21 protein-coding genes are annotated in these 25756 nt (G+C 69.7%); 14 read left to right on the forward strand and 7 right to left on the reverse strand.

All coding sequences use genetic code 11. From position 1 onward, the window contains the following. The first annotated feature begins 1 nt into the window (after position 1). The 4 genes from APZ15_RS04525 to APZ15_RS04540 all read left to right on the forward strand — a co-directional run bounded on the left by APZ15_RS04525 (position 2) and on the right by APZ15_RS04540 (position 4336). Positions 2 to 676 carry a TetR/AcrR family transcriptional regulator gene (locus tag APZ15_RS04525; RefSeq protein WP_027788698.1) on the forward strand — a complete coding sequence of 225 codons (675 nt, stop codon included), beginning with the start codon at positions 2 to 4 and terminating at the stop codon, positions 674 to 676. A gap of 199 nt (positions 677 to 875) precedes the next feature. Continuing rightward, a complete protein-coding gene (locus tag APZ15_RS04530; protein WP_027788697.1) occupies positions 876 to 2030 on the forward strand; it encodes a pyridoxal phosphate-dependent aminotransferase in 1155 nt (384 codons plus the stop codon). Between the two features lie 71 nt (positions 2031 to 2101). Beyond that, positions 2102 to 2890, forward strand: a complete 789-nt coding sequence (locus tag APZ15_RS04535) for an ABC transporter substrate-binding protein (RefSeq protein ID WP_027788696.1) — start codon at positions 2102 to 2104, stop codon at positions 2888 to 2890. Positions 2891 to 2905: 15 nt separating this feature from the next. Beyond that, the gene (locus tag APZ15_RS04540) at positions 2906 to 4336 is read left to right on the forward strand and encodes an FAD-binding oxidoreductase (protein ID WP_027788695.1); all 1431 of its coding nucleotides are present in this window, start codon (positions 2906 to 2908) and stop codon (positions 4334 to 4336) included. A 45-nt stretch (positions 4337 to 4381) separates the two neighbouring features. Here the strand turns inward: APZ15_RS04540 and APZ15_RS04545 are convergent, their stop codons facing one another. Together APZ15_RS04545 and cadR are read right to left on the reverse strand one after the other, a co-directional pair. Next, positions 4382 to 4954 (reverse strand): PadR family transcriptional regulator, encoded by a 573-nt coding sequence (locus APZ15_RS04545; RefSeq protein WP_027788694.1) that lies wholly within the window; start codon positions 4952 to 4954, stop codon positions 4382 to 4384. A gap of 68 nt (positions 4955 to 5022) precedes the next feature. Then, positions 5023 to 5454: a Cd(II)/Pb(II)-responsive transcriptional regulator gene (gene cadR, locus APZ15_RS04550; protein ID WP_014895515.1), complete on the reverse strand. Its 432-nt coding sequence runs from the start codon at positions 5452 to 5454 to the stop codon at positions 5023 to 5025. A gap of 92 nt (positions 5455 to 5546) precedes the next feature. Between cadR and APZ15_RS04555 the strand changes: the two genes are divergently transcribed. Together APZ15_RS04555 and APZ15_RS04560 are read left to right on the forward strand one after the other, a co-directional pair. Beyond that, positions 5547 to 8096, forward strand: a complete 2550-nt coding sequence (locus APZ15_RS04555) for a heavy metal translocating P-type ATPase (protein ID WP_027788693.1) — start codon at positions 5547 to 5549, stop codon at positions 8094 to 8096. A gap of 10 nt (positions 8097 to 8106) precedes the next feature. Then, on the forward strand, positions 8107 to 8490 hold the full coding sequence (locus APZ15_RS04560) for a zinc ribbon domain-containing protein (protein ID WP_027788692.1): 384 nt from the start codon (positions 8107 to 8109) through the stop codon (positions 8488 to 8490). Between the two features lie 159 nt (positions 8491 to 8649). On the opposite strand, the gene APZ15_RS04565 is transcribed toward APZ15_RS04560, so the two are convergent. Beyond that, complete coding sequence (locus APZ15_RS04565) at positions 8650 to 9528, reverse strand: AraC family transcriptional regulator (RefSeq protein WP_027788691.1); 879 nt, start codon at positions 9526 to 9528, stop codon at positions 8650 to 8652. 278 nt (positions 9529 to 9806) lie between these two features. Here APZ15_RS04565 and APZ15_RS04570 point away from each other — a divergent pair, with 278 nt between their 5' ends. The 4 genes from APZ15_RS04570 to eutC all read left to right on the forward strand — a co-directional run bounded on the left by APZ15_RS04570 (position 9807) and on the right by eutC (position 15214). Then, positions 9807 to 11270 (forward strand): mechanosensitive ion channel, encoded by a 1464-nt coding sequence (locus tag APZ15_RS04570; protein ID WP_027788690.1) that lies wholly within the window; start codon positions 9807 to 9809, stop codon positions 11268 to 11270. A 247-nt stretch (positions 11271 to 11517) separates the two neighbouring features. Then, on the forward strand, positions 11518 to 12930 hold the full coding sequence (eat, locus tag APZ15_RS04575; RefSeq protein WP_027788689.1) for an ethanolamine permease: 1413 nt from the start codon (positions 11518 to 11520) through the stop codon (positions 12928 to 12930). Between the two features lie 95 nt (positions 12931 to 13025). Beyond that, positions 13026 to 14423: an ethanolamine ammonia-lyase subunit EutB gene (locus APZ15_RS04580; protein ID WP_027788688.1), complete on the forward strand. Its 1398-nt coding sequence runs from the start codon at positions 13026 to 13028 to the stop codon at positions 14421 to 14423. Continuing rightward, the gene (gene eutC / locus APZ15_RS04585) at positions 14420 to 15214 is read left to right on the forward strand and encodes an ethanolamine ammonia-lyase subunit EutC (protein ID WP_021164100.1); all 795 of its coding nucleotides are present in this window, start codon (positions 14420 to 14422) and stop codon (positions 15212 to 15214) included. Before APZ15_RS04580 ends, eutC begins: the two co-directional genes overlap by 4 nt. Before the next feature lie 97 nt (positions 15215 to 15311). Here eutC and APZ15_RS04590 read toward each other — a convergent pair whose 3' ends face one another. Beyond that, the gene (locus tag APZ15_RS04590; RefSeq protein WP_027788687.1) at positions 15312 to 16196 is read right to left on the reverse strand and encodes a LysR family transcriptional regulator; all 885 of its coding nucleotides are present in this window, start codon (positions 16194 to 16196) and stop codon (positions 15312 to 15314) included. A 155-nt stretch (positions 16197 to 16351) separates the two neighbouring features. On the opposite strand from APZ15_RS04590, the gene APZ15_RS04595 reads away from it, so the two are divergent. After that, on the forward strand, positions 16352 to 17965 hold the full coding sequence (locus APZ15_RS04595; RefSeq protein ID WP_027788686.1) for an MFS transporter: 1614 nt from the start codon (positions 16352 to 16354) through the stop codon (positions 17963 to 17965). Positions 17966 to 18073: 108 nt separating this feature from the next. Here the strand turns inward: APZ15_RS04595 and APZ15_RS04600 are convergent, their stop codons facing one another. Then, positions 18074 to 18502: a pyridoxamine 5'-phosphate oxidase family protein gene (locus tag APZ15_RS04600; RefSeq protein ID WP_226153318.1), complete on the reverse strand. Its 429-nt coding sequence runs from the start codon at positions 18500 to 18502 to the stop codon at positions 18074 to 18076. Between the two features lie 320 nt (positions 18503 to 18822). On the opposite strand from APZ15_RS04600, the gene exaC reads away from it, so the two are divergent. The 3 genes from exaC to APZ15_RS04615 all read left to right on the forward strand — a co-directional run bounded on the left by exaC (position 18823) and on the right by APZ15_RS04615 (position 22496). Continuing rightward, the gene (exaC, locus tag APZ15_RS04605) at positions 18823 to 20349 is read left to right on the forward strand and encodes an acetaldehyde dehydrogenase ExaC (RefSeq protein ID WP_027788684.1); all 1527 of its coding nucleotides are present in this window, start codon (positions 18823 to 18825) and stop codon (positions 20347 to 20349) included. Between the two features lie 364 nt (positions 20350 to 20713). Continuing rightward, complete coding sequence (locus APZ15_RS04610) at positions 20714 to 21259, forward strand: hypothetical protein (RefSeq protein ID WP_027788683.1); 546 nt, start codon at positions 20714 to 20716, stop codon at positions 21257 to 21259. A gap of 205 nt (positions 21260 to 21464) precedes the next feature. After that, the gene (locus tag APZ15_RS04615; protein ID WP_027788682.1) at positions 21465 to 22496 is read left to right on the forward strand and encodes a helix-turn-helix domain-containing protein; all 1032 of its coding nucleotides are present in this window, start codon (positions 21465 to 21467) and stop codon (positions 22494 to 22496) included. Positions 22497 to 22694: 198 nt separating this feature from the next. Here the strand turns inward: APZ15_RS04615 and APZ15_RS04620 are convergent, their stop codons facing one another. Continuing rightward, on the reverse strand, positions 22695 to 23837 hold the full coding sequence (locus APZ15_RS04620) for a glycosyltransferase family protein (protein ID WP_049097352.1): 1143 nt from the start codon (positions 23835 to 23837) through the stop codon (positions 22695 to 22697). Further along, complete coding sequence (locus APZ15_RS04625) at positions 23834 to 25537, reverse strand: thiamine pyrophosphate-binding protein (RefSeq protein ID WP_027788681.1); 1704 nt, start codon at positions 25535 to 25537, stop codon at positions 23834 to 23836. Before APZ15_RS04625 ends, APZ15_RS04620 begins: the two co-directional genes overlap by 4 nt. Positions 25538 to 25756: the final 219 nt, after the last annotated feature.

The raw sequence follows: 25756 nt of genomic DNA on the forward strand, positions 1-25756 counted from the left end.
TATGCCGCCGCGACATGTTCAGGTTCCGGCGCCGCCCGGCCAGCCGGCGGCGCAACCCGCGCCCGCGTTGCGCCGCCGGCCGCGCCAGTCGCGCGCGCAGGCGAGTTCCGACGCGCTGCAGCAGGCGTTCGTTCAGCTTTTGCTCGAACGCGGCTACGCGAAAGCGACGATCCGCGAGATCGCGGCCGTCGCGGGCGTCAGCATCGGCACCTTCTACGAGTATTTCGGCGACAAGCAGAGCCTCGCGGCGCTCTGCATCCATCGGCACGTGCTGGCGCTGGCCGACCGGCTGCGCGACGCGGTGGCGGGGCTGCGCGGCGCGCCGCGGGCCGAACTCGCCGCCGCGCTCGTCGACCTGCAGGTCGACGCGATCGGCGCCGACGCGGCGCTGTGGGGCGCGCTCTTCGCGCTGGAGCGGCAGGTGTCGCCGCTCGCCGCCTACCGCCGGCATTACGACGCGTACGTCGCGCTGTGGCGCGACGCGCTCGCGCACGCGGCCGATCCGCCGCCGGCCGCGCGGCTCGACGGGATCGCGCGGATGGCGCACACGCTCTGCTACGGCGGGCTCTCGCAGGCGCTGCTGACGCTCGGGCCCGCGTTCGACATCGCCGCGCTGCGTGGCGAATTGCGGGCCGTGCTGCTCGCCTATCTGGCGGCGGCCGGTAGCATCCTTTAAGAGAAATGCCGGATTCGCATGTCGGCCGGGCAGGCGAGCCTTGCCGCCGCGTGCTTCTCTCCATGGGGCATGAGAAAAATACATGGCCGCCATGACGAAGTTTCGTTTGTCCACCGATATTGGCTCGGGCTAAATCATGCGGCGATGCAGGCCGCGCGCGTCGCGCGGGGCCGCCCGAAGGACATTAGAAGGAGGAGTCATGCGAAGCGCCACCGCGCCCCGTTCGAAACTGCCCGACGTCGGGACGACGATCTTCACGGTGATCGGCCAGCTGGCCGCCCGGCACGATGCGCTGAACCTGTCGCAGGGCGCGCCGAATTTCGCGCCCGATCCGGCGCTCGTCGAAGGCGTCGCGCGCGCGATGCGCGACGGGCACAACCAGTACGCACCGATGGCCGGCGTGATGGCGCTGCGCGAGCGGCTCGCGGAAAAGACCGAGGCGCTGTACGGCGCGCGATACGACCCGGCCACCGAGATCACGGTGATCGCGAGCGCGAGCGAGGGGCTGTACGCGGCGATCAGCGCGCTCGTGCACCCGGGCGACGAGGTGATCTACTTCGAGCCGTCGTTCGACAGCTATGCGCCGATCGTGCGGCTGCAGGGCGCGACGCCCGTGGCGATCAAGCTGTCGCCGGAGCATTTCCGCGTGAACTGGGATGAAGTGGCGGCCGCGATCACGCCGCGCACGCGGATGATCATCGTCAACACGCCGCACAACCCGACCGCGACCGTGTTCTCGGCCGACGATCTCGAGCGGCTCGCGCAGCTCACGCGCGACACGGGCATCGTCGTGCTGTCCGACGAAGTCTACGAGCACGTCGTGTTCGACGGCGCGCAGCACCAGAGCGTCGCACGCCACCGCGAGCTGGCCGAGCGCAGCGTGATCGTGTCGTCGTTCGGCAAGTCGTTCCACGTGACCGGCTGGCGGGTCGGCCATTGCCTCGCGCCGGCCGAACTGATGGACGAGATCCGCAAGGTGCACCAGTTCATGGTGTTCTCGGCCGATACGCCGATGCAGATCGCGTTCGCGGAGATCCTCGCGCGGCCGGACAGTTATCTCGGCCTGTCGGCGTTCTACGAGGCCAAGCGCGACCTGCTCGCGCGCGAGCTGGCCGATTCGCGTTTCGAGCTGCTGCCGAGCGAGGGCTCGTTCTTCATGCTCGCGCGTTTCCGGCACTTCTCGGACGAAAGCGACAGCGATTTCGTGCTGCGCCTGATCCGCGACGCGCGTGTCGCGACGATTCCGCTGTCGGCGTTCTACACCGACGGCACCGACGCCGGCGTGATCCGGCTCAGCTTTTCGAAGGACGACGCGACGCTGGTCGAAGGCGCGCGGCGGCTGCGTTCGCTGTAAACCCCGTACGGCATCCGGCCACGGGCATCCGGCGACGGGTACGTCGCATCGACCAGACACAGGAGATCACGATGAAGCACACGGCCACCCTGAAACTCGCGTTCGCACTCGCGTGCGCCATCGGTTCCGGCGCGGCGCTCGCCGATGCGCAGACGCTGCGCTTCGGCCTCGAGGCGCAATACCCGCCGTTCGAATCGAAAGCGCCGAACGGCGACCTGCAGGGCTTCGACATCGACGTCGGCAACGCCGTCTGCCAGACGGCGAAGCTGTCGTGCAAATGGGTCGAGACGTCGTTCGACGGCCTGATTCCCGCGCTGAAGGGCCGCAAATTCGACGCGATCAACTCGGCGATGAATGCGACCGAGCAGCGGCGCCAGGCGATCGACTTCACGACGATCATCTATCGCGTGCCGACCCAGCTGATCGCGCGCACCGGCAGCGGCCTGCTGCCGACGCCGGAATCGCTGAAGGGCAAGCGGGTCGGCGTGCTGCAGGCGTCGATCCAGGAAACCTTCGCGAAGGCGCACTGGGAGCCGGCCGGCGTCGCGGTCGTCGCGTACCAGGACCAGAACCAGGCGTATGCGGATCTGGTCGCGGGCCGTCTCGACGCGACGCTCGTGCTCGCACCGTCCGGCCAGCGCGGCTTCCTGTCGCGTCCGGACGGCAAGGGCTTTTCGTTCGTCGGCCAGCCCGTGCACGACGACCGGATCCTCGGCAGCGGCATCGCATTCGGGCTGCGCAAGGGCGACAGCGCGCTGAAGGCGAAACTCGATGCGGCGATCGACAAGCTGAAGGCGGACGGCACGGTGAAGTCGCTCGGCCTGAAGTATTTCGGCGATATCGACATTTCGGCGAAGTAAGCGGGGCAGCGCGCGATGCAGAACCGGAACACGACCGCCGCGGGCGGCGAACCGGCGGGCACGCCGCTGTCGGGCGACGCGCTCGAAGCCGTGCTCGTCGCCGAACTGGGCGATGCGCTCGTCACGCGCGCGGCCGACATCGATCCGCGTTATTTCACCGCCTACAACGAGCCGGCCGGCGCGCGACCGCGCGCGCTGGTGCGCCCGCGCAGTGTCGACGACGTGTCGCGCACGCTCGCGCTGTGCGCGCGGCTCGGCCAGACGGTCGTGCCGCAGGGGGGCCTGACGGGGCTCGCGCGCGGCGCGGTCGCGCTCGGCGGCGAGGTCGTGCTGTCGATGGAACGCTTCGCGGGCGTCGAGGCGCTCGACGCGGCGGCCGGCACGATGACCGTGCGCGCCGGGACGCCGCTGCAGACGGTGCAGGAAGCCGCGGAAGCGGCGGGTTTCACGTTCGGTGTCGATCTCGGCGCACGCGGCTCGTGCCAGATCGGCGGGATGCTCGCGACCAACGCGGGCGGCACGCGCGCGATCCGCTACGGGATGATGCGCGAGCAGGTGCTCGGGCTCGAGGCCGTGCTCGCGGACGGCACGGTCGTGTCGTCGATGAACCGGATGCTGAAGAACAACGCGGGCTACGACCTGAAGCAGCTGTTCATCGGCAGCGAGGGGACGCTCGGCGTCGTCACGCGCGCCGTGCTGCGGCTGCATCCGTTGCTCGCCGCGCCGGCCACGGCGCTCTGCCGCGTGCGCGACTACGACGCGGTCATCGCGCTGTGGAATCGCGTGCGCGTGCTGCCGGAGGTCGTCAGTTTCGAGGCGATGTGGCCGGCGTTCTACGACTACGTCGCGCGCCGCACGCCGGGCGTCTCGGCGCCGTTTGTCGGCGACGACGGCTTCGCGGTGCTGATCGAATGCGCGACGAGCGCACCGCGCGGCGATGCGCACCAGGCGCTGGAAACCGGCCTCGCGGCGGGAATCGAGGCCGGGCTCGTGGAGGATGCGGTGCTCGCGACGTCGGAGCGGCAGGCGCGGGACTTGTGGACGCTGCGCGAAGGCCTCGCGATCGACGCGCTGCCGCATCTGGTCAACTTCGACGTGAGTTTGCCGACCGGCGAACTCGGCGTGTTCGCCGAACGCTGCGAGGCGGCGCTGCGCATGCAATGGCCGGATGCCGTGTGCCTGTTCTTCGGGCACGTCGGCGACGGCAACGTGCATATCGGCGTGTCACTGGCCGGGATGAGCGATGCGGACGCCGACGCGCTCGATCACTGCGTGTACGCGGTGGTGCGGGACATGGGCGGCTCGGTGTCGGCCGAGCACGGGATCGGCGTGCTCAAGCGGCCTTATCTCGCGCACACGCGCAGCGACGCGGAAATCGGGCTGATGCGACGCCTGAAGGCCGCGCTCGATCCGGGCGGCATCCTGAATCCGGGCAAGGTGCTTTGACGGCGGCGTTGCCTGTCGCCGCCGGGCGCCCGCCTGCGTGATTCGTCAGCCGTCCACCCAGCGCAGCGCGCCGATCTTCAGGTGTTCGACGACGCTGCGCGCCCATCCGAGCTCGGCATTGAGCAGCACGAGCGCGTGTTCGTTCTGCAGCAGGAACAGGCGCGGCACCTGGTCGGCCTGCGCGGCGTTGCGCAGCGTCTCGAGGCGCTCGCGCTCGGCGTCGAGCCGGGCGATCCGAAGCTCGAGCTGGTGGCGGGCATCTTCGGCGTCGAGCAGCGGCAGGAAGGCGAGGCCGGCGCCGAACGCCGGGAATTCGCGCGCGGGCTCCGCGAGCAGCGCATGCAGCCACGCCTGCCCGGCCGTGTGCCCGGCCTCGGTCAGCGCATACAGCGTGCGCTCGGGAAACGCGCCGTCGCGCTCGGTGTCGTGAACGGCGATCAGCCCGTCGCGCAGCAGCCGGTCGATCGTCTGGTAGAGGCTCGTGCGCTGCCGGACGTTGACGACTTCGTCGTACCCGCGGGCCTTCAGTTGCTGCAGCATCCCGTACGGATGCATCGGCGTTTCGGTGAGCGTCGCGAGGACGGCCAGCGCGAGCGGGGACGGGCGACTAGTGGACATGAATAGTTATCGCATATCTAGTAATAATATAACTATTCTCGACGAAACTATCATATTCCACAAGGGTTTCAGCCGAGGTGCGAGCGTTTCGCGGCCGGTGCGACGGTTTCCATCGTCGCGAGACCGTGCACGATGCCGCAATCCTCGACCGAATGCTCGCCGACGCACTGCCGGCGCAATTCGGTGAGCTGGTCGCGCAGATGCGTGAGTTCCGCGAGGCGCGCATCGACGTGGCCGATGTGTTCGTCGAGCAGCGCATTGATCGAATCGCAGGGATCGGCGGGCGTGTCGGTGAGCTGCAGCAGCGCGCGGATTTCGTCGTGGGCCATGTCGAGTGCGCGGCAGTTGCGGATGAAGCGCAGCCGTTCGACATGCACGTCGGTGTAGTTGCGGTAGTTCGAGTCGGTGCGTTCCGCGTCCGGCATCAGCCCCTCTTTCTCGTAGAAACGGATCGTCTCGGGTGTGCAGCGGGCCGCCTTGGCCAGTTCGCCGATCTTCATTGTCTTTCTCCCGTGCAAGGGTTGACCTTGTAGTGGCTTCAGGGTGTTAACTCTACTCCGTCAAGCCATTGAAAGCCATTGAGGAGGTTGTCATGACCGATGCCCAGCGTACCCACGACCCACGACACCGTCACGCCGGCGGCGCCGATGCGTGCTGCGCCGATTCGCGCGACACGCAGACGGCGACCGTTGCCGACGCGGTGCCGGCGGCCGGCGAGCGCGCGCACGGCCACGACCATGATCACGGCGACCACGGCGACGCGCATCGGCACGGCGCGGCGTGCACGCACGACCACGGCGCGCACGACCCTTCGGATCATGGCCACGATCATGCGGAAGGCAGCGGCCATGTGCACGGCGACGCGTGCTCTCACGACCACGGCAAGCACGACCATGCCGACCACGACCACGACCACGACCACGACCACGCGGCCGGCGACTGCTGCGCGCCTGCCGCGCTGACGCTCGCGCCGCTGCCGGTCGCGCAGGCGACCGCGTCGGGTCACGTGCGCTCCGCGTTCCGGATCATGCAGATGGACTGCCCGACCGAGGAAACGCTGATCCGCAAGAAGCTCGGCGGGATGAGCGAAGTGTCGGCGCTCGAATTCAACCTGATGCAGCGGATGCTGACCGTCGAACACGTGCCGGGCGCCCAGCCGGCGATCGAAGGCGCGATCCGCACGCTCGGGATGACGCCCGAGGCCGCGGCGGCCGGCGCGCCGGCGTCGCGCGTCGTCGACGCGCCCGCGAAGCCGTGGTGGCCGCTGGCGCTGGCCGGCGTCGCCGCGATCGCATCCGAGGGCGCGACGTGGGCCGGGCTGCCGGTGTGGCTCGCGGCGGCGCTCGCGCTTGCCGCGGTACTCGCGTGCGGGCTCACCACGTACAAGAAGGGCTGGATCGCGATCCGCAACGGCAACCTGAACATCAACGCGCTGATGAGCATCGCGGTGACGGGGGCGATGGCGATCGGCCAGTGGCCCGAAGCCGCGATGGTGATGGTGCTGTTCACGATTGCCGAGCTGATCGAGGCGAAGTCGCTCGACCGCGCGCGCAATGCGATCCAGGGCCTGATGCAGCTCGCGCCTGACACTGCGACCGTGCAGGACGCCGACGGCTCGTGGCGCACGATCGAGGCCGCGCAGGTGGCGCTCGGCGCGGTCGTGCGCGTGAAGCCGGGCGAGCGGATCGGGCTGGACGGCGAGGTCGTCGCCGGCCGCTCGACGGTGAACCAGGCGCCGATCACCGGCGAGAGCCTGCCCGTCGAAAAGACGACCGGCGACGCCGTGTACGCGGGCACGATCAACGAATCGGGTTCGTTCGAATACCGCGTGACGGCGGTGGCGGCCAACTCGACGCTCGCGCGGATCATCCACGCGGTCGAGGAGGCGCAGGGCGCGAAGGCGCCGACGCAGCGCTTCGTCGACCAGTTCGCGCGTGTCTACACGCCGATCGTGTTCGCGGTCGCGCTGCTGGTGGCGGTGGTGCCGCCGCTCGTCGTGGGCGGTGCGTGGCACGACTGGATCTATCGTGCGCTGGTGCTGCTCGTGATCGCGTGCCCGTGCGCGCTGGTGATCTCGACGCCGGTGACGATTGTGTCGGGGCTCGCGGCCGCGGCGCGACGCGGGATTCTCGTGAAGGGCGGCGTCTATCTGGAAGAAGGGCGCAAGCTCGCCTGGCTCGCGCTCGACAAGACCGGGACGATCACGCACGGCAAGCCGGTGCAGACCGATTTCGACCTGCATGCGACCGATGCCGATGCGGTGCGGGTGCGGTACCTCGGTGCGAGCCTCGCGGCGCGCTCCGATCACCCGGTGTCGCAGGCGATCGCCGCCGCGGCCCGTGACGCCGGCACGACGGCATTCGCCGATGTGCAGGATTTCGAAGCGATCGTCGGGCGCGGGGTGCGCGGCACGATCGACGGCACGCGCTACTGGCTCGGCAACCACCGGCTCGTCGAGGAGCTCGAACGCTGCTCGACGGCGCTCGAAGCGAAGCTCGATGCGCTCGAGCGGCAGGGCAAGAGCGTCGTGGTGCTGGTCGACGAAGCGCGCGTGCTCGGCATCTTCGCGGTGGCCGACACGATCAAGGACACGAGCCGTGAAGCGATCGCCGATCTGCACGCGCTCGGCATCCGCACCGCGATGCTGACGGGCGACAACCCGCATACCGCGCAGGCGATCGCGAAGCAGGCCGGCATCGACGACGCGCGCGGCAACCAGTTGCCGGAAGACAAGCTCGCGGCGGTCGAGGAGCTGTCGGCCGGCGGCGCGGGCGCGGTCGGGATGGTCGGCGACGGGACCAACGACGCACCGGCGCTCGCCCGTGCCGACATCGGCTTCGCGATGGGGGCGATGGGCACCGACACGGCGATCGAGACCGCCGACGTCGCGCTGATGGACGACGACCTGCGCAAGATTCCCGCGTTCGTGCGGCTGTCGCGTGCGACGCATCGCGTCCTGGTGCAGAACATCGGCTTCGCGCTCGGCGTGAAGGTCGTGTTCCTCGGCCTCACGGTCGCGGGGCTCGGCACGATGTGGATGGCGGTCTTCGCCGACGCGGGCGCTAGCCTGATCGTCGTGGCCAACGGCTTGCGGCTGCTGTCGTCCTCCGGGGCGTTCGGCGGCGCGCAGGCCACGCGTTGAGGAGCGGGCGATGAGCTTTCTGAAGCGAATCCTGGGCGGCCATGGCGGTGGCCACGGCAATGGCGGCCACGGTGGCGGAGGCCACGGCGGTGGAGGCGGGCATCACGGCGTGCAGCGTCAGGACGCACACGGCGGCCACGACGCGCGCGGCCGCGATCGCCACGGCTGGGGCTGGCAGGCGCCGGCCGACGCCAGTGGCGGGCGAGGCGGCCAGGGCGGCAACGTGCCGCTGAGCCAGCTCGCGTGCGCCGGCTGCGGCGCGCTCAATGGGGCCGATGCGCGCTTCTGCGCGCAGTGCGGCGCGGCGCAACGCGGCAAGGCCTGCAGCCGCTGCCATGCGGCGCTGGCGGCCGACGCGCGGTTCTGTCCCGGCTGCGGGACGCAGGCGGCTTGAAGACGTCCGCGCGTTCGTGCCGGCTGCGCATGAGCACCGGCCGGCGCGCTTCGTTCGACGGCCGGCGCACCAGCCTGCCCGATATCGTCCCGGGCATGCTCGCGCCGGCAATATCGTCGCGGTCCGTCCAGATACACGGCTCCACGACGCCCCCTTTGCTCAGCGCAGCGGCAGATGAATTTCGGTACGGAGGTCGGCCGGCGCCGCATCCATCGGCGTGTTGAGGTACAGCTCGAACGGCGGCGCGTCGGCGGCTTCGCGGCCCGAATGACGCAGCCAGTCGCCGTAGAGCCACTGGTAGGCCGTCTTCAGATCCGCATACGGCCCCGTATGCAGCAGCACCGCGTATTCGCCGCCCGCGACCGTCGCGCGTTCGACCGGCGGCACGGGCTCGACGTCCGGCGCGCCGTCGGCCGGCATGAAACACGCCTTCGCGCGCAGCTGCGCTTCGGGCGTCGTGTCCGGATCGTCGTAGAAAATGCCGATCATCTTCGCGCCCGGGCCGATCAGCCCGTGCTGCCCGACCCAGGCGCCGATCCGCCCGAACGCGTCGCCGACCTTCATGTACGCGCCCGTGTGCGCCACCGCGTAGCCGCGCAGTTCCGGCAGCCGCCGGATTTCGACTTCATGCTTGAACATGTCTTCCTTTCCTCTCTGTAGTGGATAGATGGGCCGGTGGCTGCCCGTGCGCCGGTGCTGCGCGGGCGGCACACCGTATGCGTCGCGAAACGCCCGCGCGAACGCGTGCGTCGAACCGTAGCCCGCGCGCCGCGCGATCTCGTCGATCGGCCGTGCCGTGCACACGAGATCCTCGGACGCGCGCACGATCCGCATCCGCCGCACCGTCAGCACGATCGATTCGCCGTACAGCGCGCGATAGACGCGCTGCCAGTGATACGGCGACAGGCACGCGACTTCGGCGAGCCGGTTCAGGTCGAGCGGGCCGTCGAGGTGCGCGCGGATGTATTCGTGGACGCGCGCCACGCTTGCCGCGTAGCGGGCCCAGGCAGGCTGGTCGGGTTTCGTTTCGACGGTCATCGGCGTATCCGGGCAGGAACCGACGCCACGGTAGCACGGTGCGAATTGATAAATCTTGCGGAAATACGCAGGCGCGCCGACCCGTCGGGCCCTTTTTCATTTTGACGAAATGGGGTCTTGCCCCTCTGCGATCTATGACTAAAGTTAAAGACGGTGAAATCGGGTGATCGCGTCATTTTTCTCGGGTAAGTTGCTCCGTCGGGGCAGCACGCTTTTCGAAGTACGCAGGTAGTTCGTCGATGTCCAATCGCAACACCACGTTTTCGGGAGAAGAAGAAATGGATGCTTCCAGCTTCATCACGTCGCTGCAGACCACGCTAGGGGGGTATCTGCCAAAGATTGCCGGCGCGATCGGCATCCTGGTGATCGGCTGGCTGATCGCCGTCGTGGTGCGGGCCGGCGCGATGCGTCTGCTCGGCGCGCTGAAGGTCGATCAGCGGATCAACGAAAGCACCGGCCAGGGCGCATGCGTCGAGCGCATCATCGCCGGCGGCCTGTTCTGGCTCGTGCTGCTGGTCACCGCGGTGGGCATCTTCAACGTGCTCAACCTGTATGCGGTCTCCAACCCGTTCTCGCTGCTGGTCACCCACATCGTCAACTACCTGCCGAACCTGATCGGCGGCGCGGCGCTGACGCTGATCGCGTGGCTCATCGCGTCGCTGCTGCGCAGCCTCGCGAACCGCGCGCTGAAGGCGAGCAAGATCGACGACAAATTGTCCGAAGGCGCCGGCTTGCAGCCGATGAGCGGTTATCTCGGCGACGTGCTGTTCTGGCTCGTGATCCTGATGTTCCTGCCGGCGATCCTCGCGTCGTTCGCGTTGTCGGGGCTGCTGACGCCCGTGCAGGGGATGGTCGACAAGCTGCTCGCGATCGTGCCGAACCTGTTCGCGGCCGCGGTGATCGGCATCGTCGGCTGGATCGTCGCGCGCGTGCTGCGCGGCCTCGTGACGAACCTGCTCGTCGCCGCCGGCGCCGACCGCCTCACGCAGCGTCTCGACAGCCCGACGCCCGTGCGCGTGTCGAGCCTGATCGGCACGGTCGTCTACGTGTTCGTGTTCGTGCCGACGCTGATCTCCGCGCTCGACGCGCTGAAGATCGACGCGATCTCGGTGCCGGCCACCAACATGCTGAACCAGTTCCTCGGCGCGGTGCCGGACATCGTCGCGGCGATCGTGATCGTGCTGGTGACGTTCTACTTCGCGCGCTTCGTCGCGTCGCTCGCGCAGAAGCTGCTGGAAGCCGCGGGCGCCGACGGGCTCCCGGCCGTGCTCGGCGTCGAGCGCGTGTTCTCGGGGATCCTGCTGCCGTCGGTGCTGGTGGCGCGGCTGATCGTGTTCTTCGCGATGCTGTTCGCCTCGGTCGAAGCGGCGAACCGGCTCGGCTTCTCGCAGGTGCGCGACGTCGTCACGCTGTTCATCGAATTCGGCGGCCACGTGCTGACGGGCGGCGTGATCCTCGTGATCGGCGTGTGGCTCGCGGGCCTCGCGCGCCGCGTGATCGAGCAGGCCGACCGCGAGCACAGCGTGCTGTTCGCGCGCATCGCGCAATTCGCGATCCTCGGCCTCGTGTTCGCGATGGGGCTGCGCGCGATGGGCATCGCGAACGAGATCGTGCAGCTCGCGTTCGGCCTCGTGCTCGGTGCGATCGCGGTGGCGGTGGCGCTGTCGTTCGGCCTCGGTGGCCGCGAAGCGGCCGGCAAGCTGCTCGACCACTGGTTCAACCAGCGCGGCGGCGGGCAATAAGTCTTGCGCGTCGATCATCCGTCCGGCTGCTTCGTGCGGCCGGCGGCGGCGGTCGCAGCGGGGCGGGCCCGGCATCGGCGCCTTTCGCGCATCGGGAGGCCGTACACGCCCGGAACAGGCGTTTCCGTCAGCGAAATGTCAGCCGCGATCTTTGCCGAATTTCGATAACACGTCGTTTAATGACTCTCTAGCATCGATTCTCAGTCGCGCAGGCCGCCAGGCCCGGCGCATTTGAGGAGAGAGTCCGATGAAAGCAGAGTCGAATGACCGGCCCGCCGCCGGCGCCAAGTCGTCCGGCCAGCCCGCGCTGCAGCAGACGCTCGGGACCTGGCAACTGTGGGGCATCGCGGTCGGCCTCGTGATTTCCGGCGAATACTTCGGCTGGAGTTACGGCTGGGCGAGCGCCGGCACGCTGGGTTTCGTGATCACCGCGCTGTTCGTCGCGGCGATGTACACGACCTTCATCTTCAGTTTCACCGAGCTGACGACGTCGATCCCGCACGCGGGCGGCCCGTTCGCGTATGCGCGCCGCGCGTTCGGCCCGACCGGCGGTTATCTCGCCGGCGCGGCGACGCTCGTCGAATTCGTGTTCGCGCCGCCCGCGATCGCGCTCGCGATCGGCGCGTACCTGCACGTGCAGTTTCCGGGGCTCGAGCCCAAGCATGCGGCGATGGGCGCGTATCTCGTGTTCATGGCGCTGAACATCGTCGGCGTGCAGATCGCGGCGACCTTCGAGCTCGTCGTCACGCTGTTCGCGATCTTCGAGCTGCTGGTGTTCATGGGCGTCGTGTCGCCGGGCTTCGCGTGGAGCAACTTCATGAAGGGCGGCTGGTCGGGTGCCGATCATTTCAGCCTGGGCGCGTTCCACGGGATGTTCGCGGCGATCCCGTTCGCGATCTGGTTCTTCCTCGCGATCGAAGGCGTCGCGATGGCCGCCGAAGAGGCGAAGAACCCGAAGCGCTCGATTCCGATCGCGTACGTGGCCGGGATCCTGACGCTCGTCATTCTCGCGATCGGCGTGATGGTGTTCGCCGGCGGCGCGGGCGACTGGACCAAGCTCGCGAACATCAACGACCCGCTGCCGCAGGCGATGAAATACATCGTCGGCGAGAACAGCGGCTGGATGCACATGCTCGTGTGGCTCGGCCTGTTCGGCCTCGTCGCGTCGTTCCACGGGATCATCCTCGGTTATTCGCGCCAGATCTTCGCGCTGGCCCGCGAAGGCTACCTGCCGGAGTGGCTCGGCAAGGTGCATCCGCGCTTCAAGACCCCGCACCGCGCGATTCTCGCGGGCGGCGTGGTCGGCATCGCGGCGATCTACAGCGACGAGCTGATCCAGTTCGGCGGCCAGACGCTGACCGCGAATATCGTGACGATGTCGGTATTCGGCGCGATCGTGATGTATATCGTGAGCATGGCGTCGCTGTTCAAGCTGCGCCGCTCGCAGCCGAACATGGCGCGGCCGTTCCGCGCGCCGCTGTACCCGATCTTCCCGGCCTTCGCGATCCTGGCGGCGCTCGTCTGCCTCGGTACGATGGTGTATTTCAACGGGCTGGTCGCGCTGGTGTTCGTCGGCTTCCTCGCGGTCGGCTACGCGTACTTCCTCGCGACGCGTTCGCAGCGGGCGAGCGCGCCGGGCGACGCGCTGCTGGAGGAGTGAGCAGGTGAAGGTGAACGGCCGTTCCTGACGGCATCCGGCGCGCCCCGTCGAACGGGCGCGCCGTCGGCTTTTGGCAAGGCAAGGAGACTCGCACGATGTCCTATACGGAGACGATCGGCCCGCGCACGTACCGTTTCGCGGACCTGAAGACGCTGCTCGCGAAAGCGAGCCCGCTGCGTTCCGGCGACCAGCTCGCCGGTGTCGCGGCGGCGAGCGAGGAGGAGCGCGTGGCCGCGAAGATCGCGCTCGCGGGCGTGCCGCTGAAGGCGTTCCTGAACGAGGCGGTGATCCCGTATGAACACGACGAGGTCACGCGCCTGATCCTCGATGATCACGATGCGGCGGCGTTCGCGGAAATCTCGCACCTCACCGTCGGCGACTTCCGCAACTGGCTGCTGTCGCCGGCCGCCGACGGCGCGGCACTCGAACGGATCGCGCCGGGCCTCACGCCCGAGATGGTCGCCGCCGTGTCGAAGCTGATGCGCAACCAGGACCTGATCGCGGCGGCACGAAAGCGCCGCGTCGTCACGCGCTTTCGCAACACGGTCGGCCTGCCGGGCCGGATGTCGGTGCGGCTGCAGCCGAACCACCCGACCGACGACGTGAAGGGGATCGCCGCGTCGATGCTCGACGGGCTGATGTACGGCTGCGGCGACGCGATGATCGGCATCAACCCGGCCACCGACAGCCTCGCGGCGATCGTGAAGCTGCTCGCGATGATCGACGGGTTCCGCGAACGCTACGGCGTGCCGACGCAGTCGTGCGTGCTCACGCACGTGACCAACACGATCGCGGCGGTCGAGAAGGGCGCGCCGGTCGACCTGGTGTTCCAGTCGATCGCGGGCACCGAGAAGGCGAACGCGAGCTTCGGCATCTCGCTCGCGCTGCTCGGCGAGGCGCGCGAGGCCGCGCTGTCGCTCAAGCGCGGCACCGTCGGCAACAATCTCATGTACTTCGAGACGGGCCAGGGCAGCGCGTTGTCGGCGAACGCGCATTTCGGCGTCGACCAGCAGACCTGCGAAGTGCGCGCGTATGCGGTGGCGCGCAAGTTCGAGCCGTTCCTCGTGAACACGGTGGTCGGCTTCATCGGGCCCGAATACCTGTACGACGGCAAGCAGATCATCCGCGCGGGGCTCGAGGATCACTTCTGCGGGAAGCTGCTCGGCGTGCCGATGGGCTGCGACATCTGCTACACGAACCACGCGGAAGCCGACCAGGACGACATGGACACGCTGCTGACGCTGCTGGGCGCGGCCGGCATCAACTTCATCATGGGGATTCCGGGCGCGGACGACGTGATGCTGAACTACCAGAGCACGTCGTTTCACGACCAGCTCTACGTGCGCGAGGTGCTCGGCCTGCGCCGCGCGCCGGAATTCGAGGAGTGGCTGGAGACGATGGAGATCGCCGACGCGCACGGTGCATTGCGCGCCGCGAGCTCACGCGTGCCGCTGCTCGCGGGCGCGAACGACTGGATGGGGATTTCGGCATGAGCGACGCCGTCGAAAAGAATCCGTGGGGCCAGCTGAAGTCGTTCACGAACGCGCGGATCGCGCTCGGCCGCGCGGGCAACAGCCTGCCGACCGCGCCGCTGCTGGCCTTCAACCTGTCGCACGCGCAGGCGCGTGACGCGGTGCACCAGCCGCTCGACTCGGACGCGCTGCGGCGCGAGATCGAGGCGGCCGGCCTGCTGCCGACGCTCGGCGTGCAGAGCGCCGCGCCGGACCGTGACCACTATCTGCGCCGGCCCGATCTCGGCCGCAAGCTGTCGGACGACAGCCGCGGGCTGCTCGCCGGTTACGGCGCGGCGCTCGACGACGCGCCCGATGTCGTGTTCGTGGTCGGCGACGGGCTCTCGGCGTTCGCGGCCGCGAAGCAGGCACTGCCGCTGCTGCAGGCCGTGCGGCCGCGGCTCGACGCGGACGGCTGGCGGATCGGCCCGGTGGTGGTCGCGACGCAGGCGCGCGTCGCCCTCGGCGACGAGATCGGCGAGCTGCTGCGCGCGAAGGTCGTGGCGATGCTGATCGGCGAACGGCCGGGGCTCAGCTCGCCGGACAGCCTCGGCGTGTACCTGACGTGGGCGCCGAAGGTCGGCTGCCACGACGCGCTGCGCAACTGCATCTCGAACGTGCGGCCCGAAGGGCTGCCGTACGCGGCGGCCGCGCACAAGCTGCATTACCTGATGACGCATGCGCGCCGGCTTCAGCTGACGGGCGTCGGGCTAAAGGACGACAGCGACGCGCTGTTGCCGCAGGCGGAAGCGGAGCGGATCGGGGCGGACTGAAAACGGGCGCACGCGGGCCGCTCCCGCATCGCGGGTTGCGTGCTTTTCGGGCGGCAGGAGCGGCACGAGGGCGGCTGTCGAGGCGCCCGCCACCCGGCTACCTGAACAGCCGCTCGCACAGAAAATCGACGAACACGCGCAGCTTCGGCGACAACTGCCGGCTCGACGGCCACACGATCGAGAACTGCCCCGGCGCGATCCGGTAGTCGTCGAGCACGGTGACGAGCGCGCCGTGTTCGAGCGCGTCGCGTGCGAGGAAGTCGGGCATGTAGCCGATGCCGAGCCCCGCGAGCACGGTGCCGCGCAGGGCTTCCATGTTGTTGCAGGTCAGCGCGGTGCGCAGCTTCGGCGGCGTGCCGTCGGCGGCCGAGAGCGCCCAGTCCTGCAGCTTGCCGGTGGTCGGGAAGCAGTAGCGCACGCATTCGTGCGCTTCGAGATCGCGCGGCGTGCGCGGCGTGCCGGCCCGCGCGAGATACGCGGGCGTCGCGCACAGCACGAACGCAAACGGGCCGAGCCGCCGTGACATCAGGCTCGAATCGGACAGCGGGCCGCTGCGGATCGCCGCGTCGAAGCCGCCTTCGACGACATCCACCATCCGGTCGTTGAAATCGAGATCGAGCTCGACGTCCGGGTAGCGCTGCCGGAATTCGGGCAGCACCGGCAGCAGGAACCGGTAGCCGATCACCGGCAGGCTCACGCGCAGCCTGCCGCGCGGGCGCTGCGCCGACGCCGTCACGGTCGCTTCCGCGTCGCGGAAATCCTCGAGGATCCGCTGGCAACGTTCGTAGAAGTGGCGCCCCTCTTCGGTGAGCGTGACGCGGCGGGTCGTGCGGTTGAACAGGCGCACGCCCAGCGACTGTTCGAGTTTCGCGATCGTCTTGCCGACCGCCGACGCCGAGATGCCGAGCGCGCGGCCGGCCGCGACGAAGCTCAGCGCTTCGGCGGTGCGGACGAACGCGACGATGCCGGACAGGTTTTCCATCGAATCGAAGCGCGCTCGACGACACGCGCGGTGAAGTGAATTGCGGAATTCTAGTCCGGTATATGCGGAACTTCGCGTGGTTTTTCTTCGATTGAATCGGATTTATCTTCTGTCGCTCTGACGGCGCATCCGCGCCGGCCTTTAGAGGAGCGATGATGGATCAGCCTTTTTCAGCCGCATCGACGCAGTCGGCACGCCGGCGCGCGTGGGTGCTGGCCGCCGTCTGCATGGCCGCCGTCGCGCTGCCGTTGTCGTTTTCGGGCGGCGCGGTCGCGACGCCCGCGATCGGCCGCGACCTGCACGGCGGCACGGTCGCGATGAACTGGATCACCAACGCGTTCATGCTCGCGTTCGGTAGCTGCCTGATGGCGGCGGGCGCGCTGGCCGACCAGTTCGGTCGCAAGCGCGTGTTCGCGATCGGTGTCGGCGGTTTCACGCTGATGTCGGTCGCGCTCGCGTTCGCGCCGTCGATGCTCGCGGTCGACCTGCTGCGCGCCGCGCAGGGGCTCGCGGCGGCCGCGGCGCTCGCGGGCGGCACCGCCGCGCTCGCGCAGGAGTTCGACGGCGCGGCGCGTACGCGCGCATTCAGCCTGCTCGGCACGACCTTCGGCATCGGGCTCGCGTTCGGGCCCGTGCTGGCCGGCGCGCTGATCGGGCACGGCGGCTGGCGCACGATCTTCGTGACGAGCGCGGTGGCCGGCGGGCTGTCGCTCGGCTTCGGGCTGCCGCGCATGCACGAGTCGCGCGACCCGCACGCGACGGGGCTCGACTGGCCCGGCACGGCCGCGTTCACCGCCGCGCTGACGCTGTTCACGTTCGGCGTGATCGAGGCCCCCGCACGCGGATGGTCGAACGCGCTCGTGATCGCGCTGCTGGCCGGCGCGGCGCTCGGCGCCTGCGCGTTCGTGGCGATCGAGACGCGGGTCGCGCGGCCGATGCTCGACCTGTCGCTGTTCCGGATCGCGCGCTTCGTCGGCGTGCAGGTGCTGCCGGTGTCGACCTGCTGCTGCTACATCGTGCTGCTCGTCGTGCTGCCGCTGCGCTTCATCGGCATCGACGGCTTCAGCGAGATCGACGCCGGCTGGCTGATGCTCGCGATTTCCGCGCCGATGCTGGTCGTGCCGCTGGTCGCGGCGACGCTCACGCGCTGGCTGACGGCCGGCGTGATCTCGGGGCTCGGGCTGCTGATCGCGGCGGCCGGGCTGGTGTGGCTGGACGTCGCGCTGCGCGGCGGTGCGGGGCCGGCGGCGATCGCGCCGATGCTCGCGATCGGCGTCGGGGCCGGCATGCCGTGGGGGCTGATGGACGGGCTGTCGGTGAGCGTCGTGCCGAAGGAGCGCGCGGGGATGGCGACGGGCATCTTCAGCACGACGCGCGTGGCCGGCGAAGGGATCGCGCTCGCGATCGTCGGCGCGGTACTGGCCGCACTCGCGCAGACGGGGCTGCGACAGGCGGCGGGCGCCGCCGGCACGCCCGAGGCGACGCTGCGTGCGGCCGCGCGGCTCGCGACCGGCGATCTCGCAGGCGCGGCGGCTGCATTGCCGGGTGTCGGCCAGGCGGCGCTGCTCGCGAGTTACGCGCATGCATTCGACCGGTTGCTGATCGGGCTGGCGGTCGTCACCGTGTTGTGTGCGGTGGTGGTGTTCGTGTTTCTCGGCGGGCGGCGGGTGGCTGCGGAAGCGGGCGACGGCACCGACGGGCACGCCCATGCCGACGTGCCGGTGCGCAGCCGGATCGATGCGGCCTGCACGGAAACGCACGGGCGTTGAGCGGCGTATCGCCATGCGCGGGCGCTTCGGCCACGGCAGCGGGAGTGCCGCATTGTTTCATCGTCGTTTGCATCGCAAGTCGGCGATTCGTCCAGCGCATCACGTGAATCACGCCAGCACCAGCGGCGGCAGCGCCGCATCGGCGCGCGCCTGCGCCCGTTCCACGTCAACCACCACATAGCGCCGCGCGTCCGGCCACAGGTGGGCACGGCCTTGCGCATCCTCGTCGATCGTCGCGCGGCCCTGCACGAGCCAGGTCGACTGGCGCACGAAATCGACGAACAGCAGCGCGACGGCCGGATTCACGAGCAGGTTGCCGATCGTGTTGAACAGGTTGTTGCCCGCGAAGTCGGGCAGCACGAGCGTGCGGCGGTCGGGGATGTCGACGAGCGGCTCGAATGAGCCGTCGGCGCGCGGCTGGCGGCCGCGGTACGAGCAGTCGCTGTTGCCGCCTTCGTCGGCGGTCGCGACGATCAGGAACGCCTGCTCGCGGATGAACGCGATGGCGTCGTCGGTCAGGGGGCCGCGGTCGTTCATGGTGTCGGTCGGCGCACTCGCCGTTGCATGGGAATGCACGATGCGCACGCAAGCGACATGCCACGCGTCGCGGCCGGCGTCCGCCTGCACGCGCGCCCGCGTACTGTGGAAATTTCGCACACCGGCCCGGCCGCTGCGCAATCGCGCTGTTCAGAATGGGTACACCCGCCGTGCTGCATGGGTGAACACGGCACGGTGCGCACGCGGGCCGGCCGTGGTCGCCGTGCTTCCGTCCGGTTTGGCACGCATGTTGCGTAAACGGATGCAGCGCGATCCAACCGGCGCTGTACGCACACAAGCACGATGAACAGGAGACATGTATGAACCCGTTTGACCTGAAGCAACTGGGCCTCGACGTCGAATACCCGTACCGTCAGCAATACGACAACTACATCGGCGGCAAGTGGGTTCCGCCGGTGAAAGGCGAGTATTTCGAGAACGTGTCGCCGATCAACGGCCAGCCGTTCTGCCGCATTCCGCGCTCGGGCGCCGACGACATCGAGCTGGCGCTCGACGCCGCGCATGCCGCGCGCCGCAAGTGGGGCAAGACGTCCGTGGCCGAGCGCGCGAACCTGCTGCTCGCCGCCGCCGACCGGATGGAAAAGAACCTGAAGCTGCTGGCCGTGGCCGAGACGATCGACAACGGCAAGCCGCTGCGCGAGACGATGGCGGCCGACCTGCCGCTCGCGATCGACCACTTCCGCTACTTCGCGGGCTGCATCCGCGCGCAGGAAGGCGGCATCTCCGAGATCGACGACAACACCGTCGCATACCACTTCCACGAGCCGCTCGGTGTCGTCGGCCAGATCATCCCGTGGAACTTCCCGCTGCTGATGGCCGCATGGAAGCTCGCGCCGGCGCTCGCGGCCGGCTGCTGCGTCGTGATGAAGCCGGCCGAGCAGACGCCCGCGTCGGTGCTCGTGCTGCTGGAGCTGATCGGCGACCTGTTCCCGGCCGGCACGATCAACATCGTGAACGGCTTCGGCAAGGAAGCGGGCGAAGCGCTCGCGACCAGCAAGCGGATCGCGAAGATCGCGTTCACGGGCTCGACGCCGGTCGGCAAGCACATCCTGCGCGCGGCGGCCGACAGCCTGATCCCGTCGACGGTCGAACTGGGCGGCAAGAGCCCGAACATCTTCTTCGCCGACGTGCTCGACCAGGACGACGCGTTCCTCGACAAGGCGCTCGAAGGGCTCGCGATGTTCGCGCTGAACCAGGGCGAGGTGTGCACGTGCCCGTCGCGGATCCTGATCCAGGAATCGATCTACGAGAAGTTCATCGAGAAGGCGGTCGCGCGCGTCGAGCGCATCAAGGCCGGCCACCCGCTCGACCTGCAGACGATGATCGGCGCGCAGGCGTCGCAGCAGCAGCTCGACAAGATCCTGTCGTACATCGACATCGGCCGCGGCGAAGGCGCGCAATGCCTGACGGGCGGCGAACGCACGGCGCCGGCCGCCGGCCTCGACACGGGCTACTACGTGAAGCCGACGATGCTGCTCGGCAACAACAAGATGCGCGTGTTCCAGGAAGAGATCTTCGGGCCGGTCGCGTCGGTGATGACGTTCAAGGACGAGCAGGAGGCGATCGAACTCGCGAACGACACGTTCTACGGGCTCGGCGCGGGTGTGTGGACGCGCAACGGCACGCGTGCGTACCGGATGGGCCGCGAGGTCGAGGCCGGCCGCGTGTGGACCAACTGCTACCACCTGTACCCCGCGCACGCGGCGTTCGGCGGCTACAAGCAGTCGGGGATCGGCCGCGAGACGCACAAGATGGCGCTGTCGAACTATCAGCAGACGAAGTGCCTGCTGGTCAGCTACCAGGCCGAGGCGCTCGGGTTCTTCTGACCCGGGGCGTCGACGCAGTGGCGGAGCGCCGGGATCGGCCGGCAGGGTAGCGCCGGCCGGGACGATCGCCGGGGTTCGTTGGTGGGGCGCGTGGCGCACTGGCTGCGTTCGACGTTCGATGGTCGGGTGACGTTTGCCCGTCCGTCGAACGTTGCACATGCGGGTGCGATGCGGCGGTTATCGGCTATCGGCTGGTGGCCGTCGGCCCATCCGGCCACCCGGCCACCCGGCACTTCGCCATTTTCGACTTCGACATCCGACCCCCGGCGCCGGTCGAGCATCGTCGCGGCCGGCGCCGGAAACGATACCGGCCGTCGTGTCGTCGCTGCGGCACGGCGCGCCGATGCGTGTAACGAAAACCAGCATGGCAGAACTGCCCCGATCCTTTCCGCGTCACCCCGTGTTCCATGCGGGCGAACTCGACGCGCAGCACCGCTTCGTCGTGGCCGACGAAGCCGAGCGGATGAGCGACGTGGTGACGACACGCGTGAGCATCGGCGTGCGGCAGTTCGTCGAATCTCAGCCGTTCATGTTCATCGCCACCGCAGGCGGCTCGCGCACATCCGTGAGCTGCGACATCGTGCCGGGCATGCGCGATGCGAACGGCGATCTGCTGCCGGTCGTCCGCGTGATCGACACGAAGACGCTGCGGTTCGCGTTGCCCGCCGCCCCCGGCGCCGGGGGCCGGATCGATGCGGCGGCATGCGACGGCAGCGGCGTCGGGTTGCTGTTCGTCGACTTCGTGCGCGGCATCCGCTACCGGATCAACGGTCGCGCGACGCTGCGCGCCGATTTGCCCGAAGCCGACGCGGCACCCTGGCCGGCCGGAAGCGCGATCGTCGAGCTGGCGGTCGCGCAGGCGTATGGCAATTGCGGTACGCGGGTCGTCCGGCTGAAGCCGGCCGGGTAGCCGGGATTCGGTGGCCGGCGGCGGTCGAGATGCGCGGTCGTCGCGCGGATCGCACCGGCGGCGTGCACGGCACGCCGCCTTCGGGTGCGCCCGGATGGCGCGCAACGGCCGGGCAACGTGGAATGACGGGCCGTGCGCCGAACCGCGCGGTTCGGCACGGGACTTGCGTGACAGACGCGGTTCCGGGCAGGTGAGGGAGGACACGATGGACCAACACGTGGCGTATAGCGAAGAACCGACGGCCGAAGACACGCGACGCAACGCGCAGGGCGACGATGCGCTGGCCGGGCAGGCGGTCGTCAGCGTCGCGCACGACGCCGACGAGCAGGCGCGCAACCTGATCGGCTGGCGGCAGACCTACGACCAGCTCGCGGCCGGCCGTTTCGTCGGCACGCTGACCGAGCTGCCGCTCGACACGATGAAACTGTTTCGGGAATCGACGAGCCACCTGCTGCGCCAGGCATGCGAGGTGCGCGGCGATGCGTACTGGTTCGGCATCCCGCTCGTGAGCGACGGCACCGCGCGCGTCGATGCGTGCCGCATCGGGCCCGGCGCGCTCGCGTTCCGGCCCGGCAACGTCGAATTCGAACTGGTGACGCCCGCGCAGTTCTCGATCTACGGGATCGTCGTGCGCGGCGACGTGCTGCGCCGTTATGCGGAGGAGGTCGAACACCGCGCACTCGACGAGCGGCTGTTTACGCAGCGCGTGATGCAGGTCGGCGATGCGCGGCTCGCGCGCCTGTGCGCGCTGCTCGGCCGCCGGCTCGACGGGGCGGTGGCGATGGCCGGCCCGCTGGCCGATGCGCAGCGCGACGACCTGCAGGCCGAGGTGCTGGCCGCGCTGTTCGACGTGTGCGCGCAACCGGCCGACGACGATGCCGGCCGCGCGCCGTCGATGCGCCGCTGGATCGTCGAACAGGCGCGTGACTACGTGCTTGCGCACCGCACGCGCCCGGTCGGCGTGCCCGAACTGTGCGAGCAGTTGCACGTGAGCCGGCGCACGCTGCAGTACTGCTTCCAGGACGTGCTCGGCATGGCGCCCGCCACCTACCTGCGCACGCTGCGGCTGAACGGTGCGCGGCGCGACCTGTGCGGCCGCGCGGCCGGTTCGGTGCAGGACGTTGCGGAGGCGTGGGGCTTCTGGCATCTCAGCCAGTTCGCGACCGATTACCGGCGGCTGTTCGGCAAGCGGCCGTCAGAGACGCTGCGCGATCGCGCGGTGATGGTGGCGGGGTGAGCGCGGGGCAGCAGTCGGGGTGAGCCTGGCTCGGGCTCGGGCTCGGACTCGGACTCGGACTCGGACTCCGGCTCCGGCTCCGGCTCCGGCTCCGGCTCCGGCTCAGGCTCCGGCTCCGGCTCCGGCTCAGGCTCAGGCTCAGGCTCAGGCTCAGGCTCAGGCTCAGGCTCAGGCTCAGGCTCAGGCGGCGCGGGCACGCTATTGCGCTTTCGGCCACGCAGCGGATGCTGGCGTCCGGTTTTCCCGTGCGGCGGTCGCCGCGGCTTTGCGCGGCGCGGGCCAGGCCAGCGCGTCCCAGTCGATCGCCCGGTAAGCGGCTTCGACCGCCGCGAGATCGGCCGGCCGCTCGCTGCGATGCAGCCCGCGCAATTCGGCCGGCACGTCGAGCGCGACCGGCACGCAATGCGGATAGTCGCGCACGCGCAGCGCCGGCCCGATCGTCGTGAAGCACGCGAGCGTCGGCACGTCGAAACCGTCGGCGAGGTGCAGCGCGGCCGTGTCGGGCGCGAACAGCAGGCTGGCGCCCTTGACCCATGCGATGAACCGGGCCGTATCGCCTGCCGCATCGGCGCTCACGTCGACATACGCGGGATGCGCGACCGGCCCGAACCCGGCCACCGGCAAGCCGTAGCGCCGGGACAGCTGTTGGACGAACGTTGCCCGGAGGGCAGGCGGCACGCTGCGCAACGCGGTGCTCGCGTTCGGACAGAACAGCACGTACGGACGCTGCCATTGCGCGGGCAACGCGGGCAACGGCAGCCGCGCGAGCCAGCGGTTGCGCCTGGCCGACGCCGGCACCGAGGCAGGCTCCACGCCGAGCGCGTCGAGGAAGAAATCGATCATCGGCAACCGCGCGAACGCGGGCCAGTACAGGTGATTGCCGACGTCGATGCACGGCGCGTCCGCCGGCAGCGCGTCGGCGGGGTACGGCAGCGCGCGCGACGGCGCGACGATGTCGGCCGCGAGCGCATACAGCGCATCGACGTAGCGCGGCGCGCGGGCAGGCCGGTACAGCGTGAAGCCCAGGCCCGGGTGCGCTGCGCGCAGCGCGGCGAGGGCGGTGAGCCCGATCACCGAATCGCCGAGCGTGACCCCCATTCCGTTGATCACATGCACCTGCCGTGCGCGGCCATAGTCGAGCCGGAACGGCCGGTGCGCGGCGTGCAGCAGGCCGCGCGCGGGCGCGGCCGCGACGTGGCCGGCGGCACGCGCGTCGCTGTGCTCGAGGTCGTAGGGCGCGACGAGCGTGCCGTCCGGTGCGAGCAGCGTGCCGGGGAGCGCGAGCGCGTCGTCGTGCGACAGCGCGCCGGCAGGCGGCGCGGCGTGCGTGCTCACTGTCATCCGCCGCGCGCGCGGCGGCCCTGTTCGCGGATCTGCTCGAGGGTCGCGGCCGGCGTGCTGGCGTCCTGCGGGATGCGGATCTCGATCAGCGCGGGCAGCCCGCAGGTCAGCGCGCGTTCGAGCGCGGGCGCGAAATCGGCGGTGCGCTCGACGGTCTCGCCATGTGCGCCGAATGCGCGCGCATACGCGGCGAAATCGGGATTCGTGAGCCCCGTGCCGTGCACGCGGCCCGGGTAGTTGCGCTCCTGATGCATGCGGATCGTGCCGAAATGCCCGTTGTTGACGACGATTGCCACGATGTTCAGCCCGTACTGCATCGCGGTCGCGAGCTCGTTGCCGGCCATCATGAAGCAGCCGTCTCCCGCGAGCGCGACGACGGCGCGCGACGGGTACAGCGACTTCGCGGCGAGCGCGGCCGGCAGCCCGTAGCCCATCGCGCCGCTCGTCGGCGCGAGCTGCGAGCGGAAGTGCCGGTACGCGAAGTGGCGATGCAGCCAGATCGCATAGTTGCCCGCGCCGTTGGTGAGGATCGCGTCGTGCGGCAGGCGCTCGCGCAATTGCACCATCACGTCGCCGAGCTGGACGTCGCCGGGCATCGGCAGCGGCGCATGCCATTCGCGATACGCGCGATGCGCTTCGGCGGCGCTGCCGGCCCACGCGGGGTGCTCGGGCGGCTCGAGCGCGGCGAGCGGCGCGGCGATTTCGGGCATCCCGGACACGATCGGCAGGTCGGCCGCATACACGCGGCCGAGCTCGTCCGCGCCCTGGTGCACGTGAACGAGCGTCTGGCGTGTCTTCGGGATGTCGAGCAGCGTGTAGCCGCCGGTCGTCGCTTCGCCGAGGCGCGGCCCGATCACGAGCAGCAGGTCGGCGTCGCGGATGCGCTTCGCGAGCGCGGGGTTGATCCCGAGCCCGACGTCGCCCGCATAGTTCGGGTGCGCGTTGTCGATCGTGTCCTGGTAGCGGAACGCGCAGGCCACCGGCAACTGCCAGCGTTCGACGAAGGTGCGCAGGTTCGCGCACGCGTCGGGCGTCCAGCCGCTGCCGCCGACGATCGCGAACGGACGTTCGGCGCGCGCGAGCCGCTCGCGCAGCTCGTCGAGCTGCGCGGCCGACGGCGCGGCCGCGACGCGTTTCGCGGCCGGCACGACGGGCTGCGGCGCGCAGGCTTCGGACAGCACGTCCTCCGGCAGCGCGAGCACGACCGGGCCGGGCCGGCCGGCGGTCGCGACGTGGAACGCATGGCTCAGGTACTCGGGAATGCGGCGCGGATCGTCGATCTGCGCGACCCATTTCGCCATCTGGCCGAACATCCGCCGGTAGTCGATTTCCTGGAAGGCTTCGCGGTCGAGGTGCTCGCGCGCACACTGGCCGACGAACAGGATCATCGGCGTCGAATCCTGGAACGCGGTGTGCACGCCGATCGACGCATGGGTCGCGCCGGGCCCGCGCGTGACGAACGCGATGCCGGGGCGGCCGGTCAGCTTGCCGACCGCCTCGGCCATGTTCGCGGCGGCCGCCTCGTGGCGGCAGACGACCGTCTGGATGCGCGCGGTGTCGTCCGCCAGCGCATCGAGTACGGCGAGGAAACTCTCGCCGGGCACGCAGAACACGCGTTCGACGTGATTGGCGAGCAACGCATCGACGAGCAGTCGCGCGCCGGTGGTGGCGGGCTGCTCGAGATCCTTGGAATGCGACATGGGCTGCCGTCTCCCTGGGTAGCGGGACGTACAGCTTACGCCTGTCGGCGGGGCGCCGGTACGGCGGCCGGAGAAAAGTGTCGGAACGCGGGGCGGTTTGCGGCGCGCGTCGTGGCTTCGGGTGGCCGAACGGCCGGCTTGTGTCGGCGTGCGCGAAGGTGAAAAGTGATTGCCATGGATGTGAAGCTGGACCCAATGCCTGTTTGTCCGCTGAAAGTG

This window comes from Burkholderia cepacia ATCC 25416, assembly GCF_001411495.1.
Classification (GTDB): Bacteria; Pseudomonadota; Gammaproteobacteria; order Burkholderiales; family Burkholderiaceae; genus Burkholderia; species Burkholderia cepacia.

Excerpts from the sequence above, each read along its gene's own strand:
- APZ15_RS04525 (WP_027788698.1), top strand. The coding sequence starts at position 2 with ATGCCGCCGCGACATGTTCAGGTTCCGGCGCCGCCCGGCCAGCCGGCG.
- APZ15_RS04530 (WP_027788697.1), top strand. The coding sequence starts at position 876 with ATGCGAAGCGCCACCGCGCCCCGTTCGAAACTGCCCGACGTCGGGACG.
- APZ15_RS04535 (WP_027788696.1), top strand. The coding sequence starts at position 2,102 with ATGAAGCACACGGCCACCCTGAAACTCGCGTTCGCACTCGCGTGCGCC.
- APZ15_RS04540 (WP_027788695.1), top strand. The coding sequence starts at position 2,906 with ATGCAGAACCGGAACACGACCGCCGCGGGCGGCGAACCGGCGGGCACG.
- APZ15_RS04545 (WP_027788694.1), bottom strand. The coding sequence starts at position 4,954 with ATGTCCACTAGTCGCCCGTCCCCGCTCGCGCTGGCCGTCCTCGCGACG.
- cadR (WP_014895515.1), bottom strand. The coding sequence starts at position 5,454 with ATGAAGATCGGCGAACTGGCCAAGGCGGCCCGCTGCACACCCGAGACG.
- APZ15_RS04555 (WP_027788693.1), top strand. The coding sequence starts at position 5,547 with ATGACCGATGCCCAGCGTACCCACGACCCACGACACCGTCACGCCGGC.
- APZ15_RS04560 (WP_027788692.1), top strand. The coding sequence starts at position 8,107 with ATGAGCTTTCTGAAGCGAATCCTGGGCGGCCATGGCGGTGGCCACGGC.
- APZ15_RS04565 (WP_027788691.1), bottom strand. The coding sequence starts at position 9,528 with ATGACCGTCGAAACGAAACCCGACCAGCCTGCCTGGGCCCGCTACGCG.
- APZ15_RS04570 (WP_027788690.1), top strand. The coding sequence starts at position 9,807 with ATGGATGCTTCCAGCTTCATCACGTCGCTGCAGACCACGCTAGGGGGG.
- eat (WP_027788689.1), top strand. The coding sequence starts at position 11,518 with ATGAAAGCAGAGTCGAATGACCGGCCCGCCGCCGGCGCCAAGTCGTCC.
- APZ15_RS04580 (WP_027788688.1), top strand. The coding sequence starts at position 13,026 with ATGTCCTATACGGAGACGATCGGCCCGCGCACGTACCGTTTCGCGGAC.
- eutC (WP_021164100.1), top strand. The coding sequence starts at position 14,420 with ATGAGCGACGCCGTCGAAAAGAATCCGTGGGGCCAGCTGAAGTCGTTC.
- APZ15_RS04590 (WP_027788687.1), bottom strand. The coding sequence starts at position 16,196 with ATGGAAAACCTGTCCGGCATCGTCGCGTTCGTCCGCACCGCCGAAGCG.
- APZ15_RS04595 (WP_027788686.1), top strand. The coding sequence starts at position 16,352 with ATGGATCAGCCTTTTTCAGCCGCATCGACGCAGTCGGCACGCCGGCGC.
- APZ15_RS04600 (WP_226153318.1), bottom strand. The coding sequence starts at position 18,502 with ATGAACGACCGCGGCCCCCTGACCGACGACGCCATCGCGTTCATCCGC.
- exaC (WP_027788684.1), top strand. The coding sequence starts at position 18,823 with ATGAACCCGTTTGACCTGAAGCAACTGGGCCTCGACGTCGAATACCCG.
- APZ15_RS04610 (WP_027788683.1), top strand. The coding sequence starts at position 20,714 with ATGGCAGAACTGCCCCGATCCTTTCCGCGTCACCCCGTGTTCCATGCG.
- APZ15_RS04615 (WP_027788682.1), top strand. The coding sequence starts at position 21,465 with ATGGACCAACACGTGGCGTATAGCGAAGAACCGACGGCCGAAGACACG.
- APZ15_RS04620 (WP_049097352.1), bottom strand. The coding sequence starts at position 23,837 with ATGACAGTGAGCACGCACGCCGCGCCGCCTGCCGGCGCGCTGTCGCAC.
- APZ15_RS04625 (WP_027788681.1), bottom strand. The coding sequence starts at position 25,537 with ATGTCGCATTCCAAGGATCTCGAGCAGCCCGCCACCACCGGCGCGCGA.